This is a genomic window from Streptomyces sp. NPDC055632 (assembly GCF_053618675.1).
Window position 1 is genome coordinate 39,000 of sequence record NZ_JBSHHY010000022.1, and the last position, 12,657, is coordinate 51,656.

General features: G+C 72.6%; 13 protein-coding genes. All 13 read left to right on the top strand.

Annotated elements, in window-relative coordinates:
- The first annotated feature begins 236 nt into the window (after positions 1-236).
- The 13 genes from ACWGSR_RS25325 to ACWGSR_RS25385 are packed head-to-tail and all read left to right on the top strand — an operon-like array spanning position 237 to position 12,593.
- Positions 237-1,250 carry an ABC transporter ATP-binding protein gene (locus ACWGSR_RS25325; protein WP_453569198.1) on the top strand — a complete coding sequence of 338 codons (1,014 nt, stop codon included), beginning with the start codon at positions 237-239 and terminating at the stop codon, positions 1,248-1,250.
- The gene (locus tag ACWGSR_RS25330; RefSeq protein ID WP_376234407.1) at positions 1,247-2,011 is read left to right on the top strand and encodes an MlaE family ABC transporter permease; all 765 of its coding nucleotides are present in this window, start codon (positions 1,247-1,249) and stop codon (positions 2,009-2,011) included. The genes ACWGSR_RS25325 and ACWGSR_RS25330 overlap by 4 nt, the downstream gene beginning before the upstream one ends.
- Before the next feature lie 5 nt (positions 2,012-2,016).
- Positions 2,017-2,823, top strand: a complete 807-nt coding sequence (locus ACWGSR_RS25335) for an MlaE family ABC transporter permease (RefSeq protein ID WP_366372521.1) — start codon at positions 2,017-2,019, stop codon at positions 2,821-2,823.
- Position 2,824: 1 nt separating this feature from the next.
- On the top strand, positions 2,825-4,078 hold the full coding sequence (locus ACWGSR_RS25340; protein WP_432126738.1) for an MCE family protein: 1,254 nt from the start codon (positions 2,825-2,827) through the stop codon (positions 4,076-4,078).
- Positions 4,075-5,130, top strand: coding sequence for an MCE family protein (locus ACWGSR_RS25345; RefSeq protein WP_453569201.1), 1,056 nt, complete (start codon positions 4,075-4,077; stop codon positions 5,128-5,130). Before ACWGSR_RS25340 ends, ACWGSR_RS25345 begins: the two co-directional genes overlap by 4 nt.
- Entirely contained in the window at positions 5,127-6,173 is a 1,047-nt protein-coding gene (locus ACWGSR_RS25350; RefSeq protein WP_453569203.1) for an MCE family protein, read from the top strand. The genes ACWGSR_RS25345 and ACWGSR_RS25350 overlap by 4 nt, the downstream gene beginning before the upstream one ends.
- Complete coding sequence (locus tag ACWGSR_RS25355) at positions 6,173-7,198, top strand: MCE family protein (RefSeq protein ID WP_376234416.1); 1,026 nt, start codon at positions 6,173-6,175, stop codon at positions 7,196-7,198. Before ACWGSR_RS25350 ends, ACWGSR_RS25355 begins: the two co-directional genes overlap by 1 nt.
- Positions 7,195-8,529 (top strand): MlaD family protein, encoded by a 1,335-nt coding sequence (locus ACWGSR_RS25360; protein WP_453569205.1) that lies wholly within the window; start codon positions 7,195-7,197, stop codon positions 8,527-8,529. The genes ACWGSR_RS25355 and ACWGSR_RS25360 overlap by 4 nt, the downstream gene beginning before the upstream one ends.
- Positions 8,526-9,803, top strand: coding sequence for an MCE family protein (locus ACWGSR_RS25365; protein WP_453569207.1), 1,278 nt, complete (start codon positions 8,526-8,528; stop codon positions 9,801-9,803). The genes ACWGSR_RS25360 and ACWGSR_RS25365 overlap by 4 nt, the downstream gene beginning before the upstream one ends.
- Entirely contained in the window at positions 9,800-10,330 is a 531-nt protein-coding gene (locus ACWGSR_RS25370; RefSeq protein WP_453569209.1) for a hypothetical protein, read from the top strand. Before ACWGSR_RS25365 ends, ACWGSR_RS25370 begins: the two co-directional genes overlap by 4 nt.
- Positions 10,327-11,172 (top strand): hypothetical protein, encoded by an 846-nt coding sequence (locus tag ACWGSR_RS25375; RefSeq protein ID WP_453569211.1) that lies wholly within the window; start codon positions 10,327-10,329, stop codon positions 11,170-11,172. Before ACWGSR_RS25370 ends, ACWGSR_RS25375 begins: the two co-directional genes overlap by 4 nt.
- 44 nt (positions 11,173-11,216) lie before the next feature.
- A complete protein-coding gene (locus tag ACWGSR_RS25380) occupies positions 11,217-11,759 on the top strand; it encodes a nuclear transport factor 2 family protein (protein WP_453569213.1) in 543 nt (180 codons plus the stop codon).
- Positions 11,760-11,807: 48 nt separating this feature from the next.
- On the top strand, positions 11,808-12,593 hold the full coding sequence (locus ACWGSR_RS25385) for a hypothetical protein (RefSeq protein WP_453569214.1): 786 nt from the start codon (positions 11,808-11,810) through the stop codon (positions 12,591-12,593).
- Positions 12,594-12,657: the final 64 nt, after the last annotated feature.

The following is a 12,657-nucleotide window of genomic DNA, read 5'->3' on the forward strand; positions in this document are numbered from 1 at the left end:
ACCCGAGCACCGCACCGGGGCGGAACTCCGCCGGCGGAGACCCGCCTGCCGGGCCCTGGGGAGAAGCGATGCCCACTGTGTCTCGGCGGAGACAAAGACAGCTCCAAGTTTGTCTCCGCGGTGACAAGTACGGAAGCGGATCAAGGATTGCGGCGCCGCGCCTATTGTCCCGGTGATCCGCACCGACTTAACGTGCGCCCGCGGCGCACGCCCGACTCACGCCTGCTGGAGGTGGTATGGGAATCGAAGTAGCTGTTGAGGGTCTGACCATGTCCTTCGGCAAGCAGAACATCTGGCAGGACGTGACGCTGACATTGCCGGCCGGAGAGGTGAGCGTGATGCTCGGCCCTTCCGGAACCGGCAAGACGGTCTTCCTGAAATCGCTCATCGGACTGCTGAAACCCCAGCGCGGCCGTGTCCTCATCAACGGGGTCGACATGGTCAGCAGCCCCGAACGCGACATCTACGAGACCCGCAAGCTCTTCGGCCTCATGTTCCAGGACGGGGCCCTCTTCGGCTCCATGACCCTCTTCGACAACATCGCCTTCCCGCTGCGCGAGCACACCCGCAAGCGGGAGTCGGAGATCCGCCGCATCGTCATGGAGAGGATCGAACTCGTCGGCCTCCTCGGCGCCGAGGGGAAGCTGCCGGGCGAGATCAGCGGCGGCATGCGCAAGCGCGCCGGCCTCGCCCGCGCCCTCGTCCTCGACCCGCAGATCGTGCTGTGCGACGAACCGGACTCCGGCCTCGACCCCGTCCGCACCGCGTACCTCTCCCAGCTGCTCATCGACCTCAACGCGCGGATCGACGCGACGATGCTCATCGTCACCCACAACCTGGACATCGCCGCCACCGTCCCCGACAACATGGGGATGTTCTTCCGGCGCGAGCTCGTCACCTTCGGCCCCCGCGAAGTCCTCCTCACCAGCGACGAACCGGTCGTCACCCAGTTCCTCGCCGGCCGCCGCGAAGGCCCCATCGGCATGTCCGAGGAGAAGGACGCGGCCACCCTCGCCGCCGAGGCGGACGGCGCCGGAGGCGTACGGACGGGCGGGCCCCGCGTCATCGTCCCGCAGCTCGAACCCTCGCCCGGCCTGCCGCCCCGCGCGGCCGTCGCACGCCGCCGCGAGCGGGTCCTCGGCATGCTCGACCGGCTGCCGCCCGCCGCCCGCGCCGCCATCCAGGACACCTACGCGCGGACCGCCGGGGCGCCCACCCTGCGCATGCCGGCCGCCGGGAGCGGCGCGTGATCACCGGCGCGCTGCGGCAGACCGGCCGCCTCTTCGCCCTCGCCGCCGAGGTGAGCCGGGCCGTCTTCCGGCGCCCCTTCCAGTTCCGGGAGTTCATCGAGCAGTTCTGGTTCGTCGCGAGCGTCACCATCCTGCCGGCCGCGCTCGTCTCGATCCCGTTCGGCGCCGTGATCGCCCTCCAGGTCGGCTCGCTCACCCAGCAGCTCGGCGCCCAGTCCTTCACCGGCGGCGCCAGCGTCCTCGCCGTCATCCAGCAGGCCAGCCCGCTCATCGTCGCCCTCCTGATCGCCGGCGCCGGCGGCTCCGCCATCTGCGCCGACCTCGGCTCCCGCAAGATCCGGGAGGAGCTCGACGCCATGGAGGTCATGGGCGTCTCGCCCGTGCAGCGCCTGGTCGTCCCGCGCGTCCTCGCCACCATGGCGGTCGCCGTGCTCCTCAACGGCATGGTTTCCGTCGTCGGCACCCTGGGCGGCTACTTCTTCAACATCGTCCTCCAGGGCGGCACCCCCGGCGCCTACCTCGCCAGCTTCTCCGCCCTCGCCCAGCTGCCCGACCTCTACATCAGCGAACTCAAGGCCCTGATCTTCGGGTTCATCGCGGGCATCGTCGCCTCCTACCGGGGACTCAACCCCCGCGGCGGCCCCAAGGGCGTGGGCGACGCCGTCAACCAGTCCGTCGTCATCACCTTCCTGCTGCTGTTCTTCGTGAACATGGTGCTGACGGGCATCTACCTGCAGATCGTCCCGCCGAAGGGAGGCTGAGGCCGATGGCCTCCCCGTTCGTCTGGCTCGACCGCTCCGGCGACCAGCTCCTGTTCTACGTCAGGGCGCTGCTCTGGATCCCGCGGACCCTGCGCCGCTACCTCAAGGAGGTGCAACGGCTCCTCGCCGAGGTCGCCTTCGGCTCCGGCGGCCTCGGCGTCATCGGCGGCACCATTGGCGTGATGGTCGCGATGACCCTCTTCACCGGCACCGTCGTCGGCCTCCAGGGCCACGCGGCCCTCGAACAGATCGGCACCGCAGCCTTCACCGGCTTCGTCTCCGCCTACTTCAACACCCGGGAGATCGCCCCGCTCGTCGCCGGACTCGCGCTCTCCGCGACCGTCGGCGCCGGCTTCACCGCCCAGCTCGGCGCCATGCGCATCAACGAGGAGGTCGACGCCCTCGAAGGCATGGGCATCCGCTCCATGCCGTACCTGGTCACCACCCGGATCATCGCCGGCGTCGTCGCCATCGTCCCGCTCTACGCGATCGGCCTGCTCTCCTCCTACCTGGCCTCCCGCTACATCACGGTCCTCTTCAACGGCCAGTCGGCGGGGACCTACGACCACTACTTCAACCTCTTCCTGTCACCGACGGACGTCCTCCTGTCGGTGCTCAAAGTGCTGATCTTCAGCGTGATGGTGATCATCGCCCACTGCTACTACGGCTTCCGCGCCTCCGGTGGCCCCGCCGGCGTCGGCATCGCCGTCGGCCGCTCCGTGCGCAACGCCATCGTGCTGATCAGCGTCACCGACTTCTTCCTGTCGCTGGCCCTCTGGGGCGCGACCACGACCGTGAAGGTGGCGGGGTGAGATGAGCGATCCACGAGGCGAGACCCTGCGCCGCCGGTCCGCCGGCGTCGTCTTCCTGCTGGTGCCCGCCCTGCTCGCCTGGCTGGCGGTCGCCGTCTACGACAAGCGTTTCACCGACTCCGACCCGGTCGTCGTCGAGACCGGCAGCGTCGGCAACGAGATGCACCTCGGCGCCGAGGTGAAGCTGCGCGGCGTCGTCATAGGCGAGGTCCGCGCCATCGACACCACCGGCACCGGAGCCCGGCTCACCCTCGCCATGCGGCCCGGGACCCTGGACCACGTCCCCTCCGACGTAAGCGCCCAGATGCTGCCCACCACGCTGTTCGGCGAACGGTTCGTCGCCCTCGTACCGCCCGCGAACCCCTCGGCGAAACCGCTCGGCCCCGGGGCCGTCATCCCCGAGGACCGCTCCGGCAACGCCGTCGAACTCCAGCAGGTCCTCGACAACGTCCTGCCGCTGCTGACCGCCGTCCAGCCGCAGAAGCTCTCGGCGACCCTCTCCGCCGTCTCCCGGGCCCTGGAGGGACGCGGCGACAAGCTCGGCGACACCCTCGGACAACTCGACGCCCACCTCCGCGAGTTCAACCCCCAGCTGCCCGCCCTCAACCGCAACCTGAAAGAACTCGTGAAGGTCAGCCACCTCTACGCGGACGCCGCCCCGGACATCGTCACCGCGCTCACCGACTTCACCACCACCAGCGGCACCCTCGCCGAGAAGGAGGCCGAACTGGCCGGCGCCCTCGGCGCCACCACCCGGACGGCCCAGGACCTGACCGCCTTCCTGCGCCAGAACAAGGACAACATCATCCGGCTCAGCGCCACGAGCAGGCCCACCCTGGAGCTGCTCGCCGAGTACTCCCCGTCCTTCCCCTGCACCCTGCGCACCCTCGCCCAGTTCGTGCCCGCCATGGACAAGGCGCTCGGCAAGGGCACGAACCGGCCGGGAATCCACGTGAACGTCACCACCGTGCCCGCGCGCGGCGCCTACGTCCCCGGCCGCGACGCCCCCTCCTACGGCTCCGGCGGCGGCCCGCGCTGCCACCCCGTGCCCTACCTCGGCGTCCCGGCCGCGCCCGCCGCCCGGGCCTCCGCCGCCGCCGACCAGGACCTCGGGCCCGCCAACTCCCCGCAGGAGAACGACCTCGTCAACGAACTCCTCGCCCCCGCCGCGAAGAAGCGGCCCGGCGACCTGCCGGACTGGAGCAGCCTCCTCGCCGGACCGGCCCTCCGCGGAGCGGAGGTGACCCTCCGATGACGAAGCCCCCCGCCCACACGCGACGGCGCGGCCTGACCGGGACGGTCCTGAAGTCCCTGGTGTTCGTCCTCGTCACGGCCCTCGCCACCACCGTCCTCGGCCTCAGCATCGCCAACACCGGCGTCGGCTCCGCCACCCGCTCGTACAAGGCGCTCTTCACCGACGTCACCGGCCTCTCCGAGGGCGACTCCGTCCGCATCGCGGGGGTGAAGGTGGGCGAGGTGACCGGCGTGCGCGTCGTCGAACGCCGCACCGCCCAGGTCACCTTCACGGTCCGCGAGGACCGCTCCCTGCCCCGCTCCGCGACCGCCGCCGTGAAGTACCTCAACATGGTCGGCCAGCGGTACGTCTCCCTCGACCGCGGCAGCGGGGACCTCGCCGGCACCCTCCAGGACGGCGACACCATCCCCCTGGAGCGCACCACGCCCGCGCTCGACCTCACCCTGCTGTTCAACGGCTTCAAGCCGCTCTTCGAGGGCCTCTCGCCCGCCGACGTCAACGACCTCGCCGGCTCCCTCGTCCAGGTCCTCCAGGGCGAGAGCGGAACCGTCGACAGCCTCCTGCGGCACATCGGCTCCCTCACGAAGACCGTCGCCGCCAAGGACGAGGTCATCGGCCAGGTCGTCACCCACCTCAACACCGTCCTGACCACCCTCAACACCCGCGAGGCCGGCTTCAACGAGCTCGTCGTCACCCTCCAGAAGCTCGTCACCGGCTTCAACGCCGACCGCAAGCCCCTCGGCCAGGCCGTCCAGGCCATCGGCGACCTCACCACCACGACCGCCGGACTGTTCCAGGAGGGCCGCGCCCCCCTCAAACAGGACATCCGCGAACTGGGCCGGCTCTCCGGGAACCTCGGCGAGCACACCCCCCGCATCGAGTTCTTCCTCGCCAACACCCCCGCCAAGCTGACCGCCCTGGCCCGCCTCTCCTCGTACGGGTCGTGGTTCAACCTCTACCTCTGCGAGGCGCGCGTGAGCGGCGTGGGAACCTCCGACGGCTCCAAGCCCCCGACCGGCGTCGCCGTGACCGAATCGAGGTGCCGCGGATGAGCCCCCGCCCCCGGTTCAAGCCGGTCAAGGAACGCAGCCCCGTCGCCGTCGCCCTCGTCGGACTCCTCCTCCTCGCCCTCCTCGCCGCCCTGGCCTACAACGTGGAACGGCTCCCCCTCGTCGGCGGCGACACCGCCTACAGCGCCGACTTCACCGAGGCCGCCGGACTCGACGAGGGCGACGAGGTGCGCATCGCCGGCGTCAAGGTCGGCAAGGTCACCGGAGTCGCCCTCGACGGACCCAAGGTCAAGGTGACGTTCGAGGTCGGCGACGCCTGGGTCGGCGACCGGTCGACCGCCGCCATCGCCATCAAGACCCTCCTCGGCGAGAAGTACCTGGCGCTCGACCCGCTGGGCTCCGCCCCGCAGGACCCCGGCACCCGCATCCCGCAGTCCCGCACCACCTCCCCGTACGACGTGACGCAGGCCTTCCAGGACCTCAGCGGCACCGTCGACGCCATCGACACCGAGAAGCTCGCGGAGAGCTTCGAGACCATCTCCGACACCTTCAAGAACTCCCCGCCGCACGTCCGCAACGCCGCCACCGGCCTGTCCGAACTGTCCCGGTCCGTCTCCAAGCGCGACACCGAACTCGCCCGGCTCCTGGAGAACAGCAAGAAGTTCACCAAGACCCTGGAGGACAAGAAGTCCAGCTTCGAGACGCTCATCGAGGACGGCGGCTCCCTGCTCGGGGAGCTCAAGAAGCGCCGCGACGCCATCCGCGCCCTGCTCAGGGGCAGCAGGGAACTGGGCACCCAGCTCGGCGGCCTCGTCGGCGACAACGACCGGCAGCTCGGCCCGACCCTCAAGGCCCTCGGCCGCGTCACCGCCGTCCTGGAGAAGAACAGCGGCCAGCTCGACAAGACCCTCGCGCTCGTCGGCCCGTACTACCGGCTCGTCGGCAACACCCTCGGCAACGGGCGCTGGTTCGACAGCTACCTGTGCGGCGTGGTGCCCCGGACCTACCTGCCCGAAGCCTCGCAGCCCACGACCGGATGCCTGCCGCCGAAAAAGACGGCGACGGCCAAGGGGAGCGGTGAATGATGACCAGGCCCAGAACGCCCCTCGCCGCCGGACTCGCCCTCGTGGTGCTCGCCGCCTGCGGATTCGTCGCCGTACGCGTCCTCGAACCCGACGGCACCCGCATCACCGCCTACTTCGACCGGGCCGTCGGCGTCTACGCCGGATCCGACCTGCGCGTCCTCGGCGTACGGGTCGGGGAGGTCGAGTCCGTCGAACCGCAGGGCACCCGCGTCCGCGTCCGGCTCCACCTCGACGAGGGCGTCCGCGTCCCCGCCGGCGTCCGGGCCGCCGTCGTCGCCCCGAGCATCGTCGCCGACCGCTACGTCCAGCTCGCCCCCGCCTACAGCACCGGCCCCGCCCTCGCCGACGGCGCCGAACTGCCGGCCTCCCGCAACCGCGTCCCCGTCGAGATCGACCAGCTCTACGCGTCGATCACCGACCTGAGCGAGGCGCTCGGCCCGAACGGCGCCAACTCCGCCGGAGCCCTGTCCGAGCTCCTGAACACCGGCGCGAAGAACCTCAAGGGCAACGGCGCCTCCATCGGCACCTCCATCGAGGAGTTCGGCAAGGCCGCCAAGACCCTCGACGGCAGCAGCGAGCAGCTGTTCACCAGCCTCGGACAGCTCCAGACCTTCACCACCATGCTCAAGGACAAGGACGGCGACGTCCGCACCGCGCAGGAGCGGCTGGACGAGGTCGTCGGCTACTTCGCCGACAACAAGGACGACCTCACCGGCGCCCTCAAGGAGCTCGGCAAGGCCCTCGCCCAGGTCAAGACCTTCATCAAGGACAACCGCGGCGAGCTGAAGAAGAACGTCGACCGGCTCGTGCCCCTCACCCAGACCCTCGTCGACCAGCGCGCCTCCCTCGCCGAGGCCCTCGACGTCGGCCCGCTCGCCGCCGGCAACCTCGTCAACGCCTACAACCCGGCCACCCGCACCCTCGACGGCCGCGCCAACCTCAACGAGATCAGCCTGGGCGGACCGCTGCTCCCGCTGCCGGTGGCCGGCGGCTCCGCGGCGGGCACCGGGAAGGGGGAGCGATGAGCCGCGGCACCTCGCCCTCCGGGAAGCTCCTCGGCGCCGGAGCCGTCGCCACCGTCGCCCTCGGCCTGGGCATCGCCGTCGTCCTCGGCGCGGTCCCCGCGAACCCGCTCCGGTTCGACGGCATCGAGGACCTGCCGCTGCCCGGCGGCGCCGACCTCGGCTCCCACCCCTACACGGTCACCGCCGAACTCCAGGACGTACTGAGCCTCGTGCCGCAGTCCGCGGTCAAGGTCGACGACGTCGCCGTCGGGCGCGTCACCGCCATCGAGCTGGTGCCCGGGAGCTGGACCGCCCGGGTCACCCTGAAGATCAACGGCGACGTCCGGCTGCCCGCCGACGCCGGCGCGCGCCTGGAGCAGTCCAGCCTCCTGGGCGAGAAGTACGTCCAGCTCGTCGCGCCGAACCGGAGCGGCACCGAGCGCGGCGGCGCGCGGCAGGCGGCCGCACGGCAGGACGACGGCGGGCGGCTCGTCGACGGCAGCGTCATCCCGCTGGCGCGCACCGGCCGGAACACGGAGGTCGAGGAGGTCTTCGGCGCCCTGTCCCTGCTGCTCAACGGCGGCGGCGTCAACCAGCTCAAGACCATCACCCGGGAGCTCAACGCGGCGCTCGGCGGACGCGAGCCCGAGGTCCGCTCGATGCTGAAGCGGGTGAACACCCTGGTCACCGACCTGGACGCGCACCGCGGCGACATCACCCGCGCCCTCGACGGGATCAACCGGCTCTCCGCCACCCTCGCCAGCCGCAAGAAGGACGTCGACACGGTCCTCACCGGCCTCTCGCCCGGCCTGAAGACGCTGGAGAACCAGCGGGGCTCCCTGCTCACCATGCTGCGCGCCCTGGACACCCTGTCCGGCGTCGCCGTCTCCACCGTCAACGCGAGCCAGAAGGACATGGTGGCCGACCTGAAGGCCCTCGCACCGACCCTCAAGGCGCTCGCGGACGCCGGCGCCGACCTGCCCGAATCGCTCCAGGTCCTGCTGACGTACCCCTTCACCGACGAGGTGATGCGGGGCATCAAGGGCGACTACCTCAACGCCTATCTGCACCTCGCCGCCGCCCCCGGCACCGAGGTGATCCCGCCCCTGATCCCCGAGACGGAGCCCACCCCCGACCCCACCCCGTCGTCCCCGGAGACGACCGACCCGGAGCCCGAGCCCGAGCCCGAACCGGAACCGGAGCCCGAGCCGGGCGCCCGCCGGGGACAGGCCCAGGCCCAGGGACAGGGCCAGGGACAGGGCCAAGGACAGGGACAGAGCGCCGGACCGACCCTGCCGCTGCCACCCGTCCGCACGGGCGGCACCCCGACGCACGGAGGCGAGAACCGGTGATCACCCGCACCGTACGGCTGAAGAACCTCGCGTTCCTCGTCATCGCCGTCCTCGTCCTCGGCTTCGTCGGCGTCCGCTACGCGGACCTCGGCCGCCACGTCGGCGTCGCCGACCACTACACCGTCAAGGTCCACCTCGCCCGTACGGGAGGCCTGTTCACCCACTCCGACGTCACCTACCGGGGCGTCTCCGTCGGACGCGTCGGCGACATCGGCCTCACCGCCGAAGGGGTCGTCGCCGAACTGCGCATCAAGAAGTCGGCCCCCCGGATCCCCGCCGACGCGCAGGCCGTGGTCGCCGGACTCTCCGCCGTCGGCGAGCAGTACGTCGACCTGCGCCCCGAGAGCGACGGCGGCCCCTACCTCGCCGACGGCGCCCGCATCGAACAGGACGACACCCAGGTGCCGGCCCCGGTCACCGACGTGCTCGCGAGCATGAACGACCTCACCGCCTCCGTACCCCTGGAGTCCCTGCGCACGGTCGTCGACGAGTTCGGCAAGGCCTTCGAGGGACACGGAGACGACCTCCAGGCCCTCCTGGACAACGGCAGCGCGTTCGTCCAGGCCGCCGACCTGGCCCTGCCGTCCACCACCCGGCTCATCAACGACGGCGAGGTCGTCCTGCGCACCCAGGCCGACGAGAGCCGCGCCATCCGGGGCTTCGCCACCGGAGCGCGCGACCTCGCCGCCGCCCTCAAGGGCTCCGACGCCGACCTGCGGCGCGTCCTGACCGTCACCCCCGACGCGGCCGGCCAGGTCAGCGGGCTCCTGCGCGACCTCGACCCGAGCCTGGGCGTCGTCCTCGCCAACCTCCTGACCACCTCGGAGGTCGCCGTCACACGGCAGCGCGGCATCGAGGAACTGCTCGTGAAGTACCCGGCGGCCGTCTCGGCCGGAGCCACCGCCGTCGACGGCGGAAAGGTGAACTTCGGCATGGCCGTCACCTTCTTCAAACCGCTGCCCTGCACCTCCGGGTACGGCGGCACGCGCTACCGCAACGGCCTCGACCTGGGCACCGCGCCCGCCCTCAACACCGGCGCGGCCTGCACGGGTTCCGCGGCGGCCGGGATCAACGTGCGCGGCTCGGCGAACGCCCCGAAGGGCGGCCCCGTGCCCGCCCCCGCCAAGCCGGGCTCCCTGCCCTCGGGCAGCGCGACCGGTACGGCTGACTCGCGGAAGCAGGCCCTGCCCGGCGCGCTCGCGCTGCCCGGCCAGGGCGCCGGGCCGACGGACATGGCCGGGCTCCTCGGCCTGGGCACCGGGAGCGCGCGGTGAGGCGGGCGAGGATCCTCGGCACCGGCGCCCTCGTCGTCGCCCTCGGCTTCTGCGGGACCGGCGCGTGGACCTACGCGCAGGCCCGCTCCGACGAGGGCCTCTCCTTCAGCCGCGAGCGGGACGCGGCGCTCACCGAGGGCCGGCAGCGCCTCACGGCCCTGAACACGCTCGACGCCTCGACCCGTGAGCGCGCCGAAGCGGGCGTACGGGCCTGGCGCGACGCCTCCACCGGCCCGCTCCGCACCGAACTGGGCCGCACCGCGCCCGCGGTGGGCGCCTCGGCGCGGGCCGAGGTCACCGAGGCCGCGCTCACCGCGCTCGACACGCGCGCCGGTACGGCGAAGCTCATCGCGACCGTGCGCGTCGACGTCACCCCGCGCGGGGGCACCGCCCCGACCACCGACCGCAAGCGCCTGGAAGCCGTCCTGACCCGCACCGGCGAGACCACGTGGAAGGTCGCGGCCCTGAGCGCGGTCCCCGTCGCCGGCGCGGAGGAGAACGAGAAGAAGGAGGGCGGGGACGAGTGACGCGACTGCTGCGCGGAACGGTCCGCTGGGTTCCGGAGAGCGCGGGGGGAGCACCCCGGGACGCCTCGCCGGACCCGGAGGAGACGACGACCGGACCGGCCGGGGACACGGACGGGAAGGTCCGGGACCCCGGAGCGACGTCGGCCGGGACGACCCCGGAGACGACCGCCCCGGCCGACGGACCCGCCGAAGAGGCCCCGGACGCGGAGGGCTCCGGGACGGATGCCCCGGCCGACGGACCCGCCGGAGAGGTCCCGGACGCGGAGGTCTCCGGGACGGCCGCCCCGGACGACGGTGACAGCGGCCCGGACACCGGCACCGGCACCGCCACCGGTCGGTTCACCCCCCGCCTGCGGCGGATCGCCCTCGTCACGACCGTCGTCGCCCTCCTCCTCGGCGGAAGCGCGTTCTTCTACGGGGCCCACCAGCTCCGGTCGACCCCGTCGGCCCGCAACCACGCCCTCACCGACACCGCCGCCACCACCCGCGTCGGCGGCGACGTCGGCGAAGGCCTCGCCCGGGTCTTCTCCTACGCGCCCGCCCAGCCCGACGCCGCCGAACGCTCCGCCGGAACCGTCCTCGGCGGACGCGCCGCCCGCCAGTACGCCGACCTGTTCGCGCAGGTCCGCGCCGGCCTGGTCGAGCAGCGCATCACCCTCACCACCCAGGCCGTCCGCACCGGGGTGATCGAGCTCAAGGGGAACACCGCGCGCCTCCTCGTGTTCCTCGACCAGACCTCGCGGCGGGGCGAGGCGCCCGCCACGTCCGCGGCCGCCCAGCTCACCGTCACCGCGGAGTTCCGCGACGGCCGGTGGCTGATCGTCGACATCAAGGCCCGCTGAGCGTGCGCACGAGCACGCACACGAGCGGGAGACGGGAGAACCCCATGACACGCGCGGTCCGCACCCCGGCGGGCATCCGCCCCGCCCTGGCCGTGGCCCTCGTCCTCACCCTGGTCGCGGGCGCCTTCGCGGCCTGGGCGGGCCGGGACTGGTACGCCGCCGCCCACGACGACTCCGCCGCGTACGCCGTGCAGCGCGACCGGGCGCTCGCGGCGGGGGAGCAGGCCGTGCAGAACCTCAACACGCTCGACCACCGGCGCGTGGACCAGGGCCTCGACCTCTGGGAGTCCTCCACGACCGGCGAACTCCACGAGCAGCTCGTGGGCGGACGCACGGAGTTCGCCGGGCAGGTGAAGGCCGCGAAGACGGTGACCACGGCCCGGGTGCTGTCCGGCGCCGTCACGGAACTCGACGACCGCGCGGGGCGGGCCCGGCTGCTCGTCGCCCTCCGCATCACCGTCACGACGCCCGACAGCAAGAGCACGGACAAGGACAGCCGCATGCTGGGCGAACTCACCAGGACCGACGGGCAGTGGAAGCTCAGCGCCCTGGGGCAGGCCCCCGTGGGCGGCACGGCGGCCGGCTGACCGGACCGCACCCGCGAGAGCCGCCCGCACCCGAAAGGACGACGCACGATGCCCACGCCCCGCCACCACCTCAACCGCCAGCGCCGCCGCCAGGCCCTCGCCGCCGCGCCCGAGGGCACGGGCCCCCGCCCCCGCGCCTCCGTGGGCCTCCTGACCGACCCCGCCACCGAACCCCGGCAGCGGACGGCGGAGAAACCCGTACGGGAGAAGGCCGGAGCACCGGAGAAGCCCGTACGGGAGAGGGCCGGGGAGCCGGGGCGGGAGGCCGCCGGGGACAGGACCCGGTCACGCCGCCTCGCCCCCCTCGTGGTCCTCTGCGTGCTGACCCTCCTCCTCGGCGGCTTCGCCGGATGGGCGCACAGCCGGGCGGGAGAGCTCCGCGACGACCCCGCGCGCGGCAACACCGCCCTCACCGACCTCGCCCGTACCAGCGAGATCAAGGGGCAGACCGCCGCGGCCGTCGCCGCGCTCTTCTCCTACGACCACGCCGACACGGCCCCCTTCGAGAAGGCCGGGAAGACCCTCCTCACCGGGAAGGCGGTCGAACAGCACCGGACGCTCCTCGGCGGGGTCCTCGCCCGGGCGGCCGAGCAGAAGACGGTGATCACCACGGCGGTCACCGACAGCGCGGTCGAGCGGATCGACGGCGAACGCGCCCGGGTCCTGGTCTACGCCGACCAGAGCAGCGTGAGCACGGCCGGGACCGCCAAGACCGGCGGCAAGCAGCCGAAGGCCCAGGACCAGGGGGTCTACGCGGGCGCCATGTTCGCCGTGGACGTCGTCCACCGGGACGGCCGCTGGCTCGTCGAGAACATCGACACCTTCGGCCGCTGAGCCGCTGAGCCGCTGAGCCGTCGACCCGCTGAGCCGTCGACCCGCTGACCCGCCGACCCGCCGA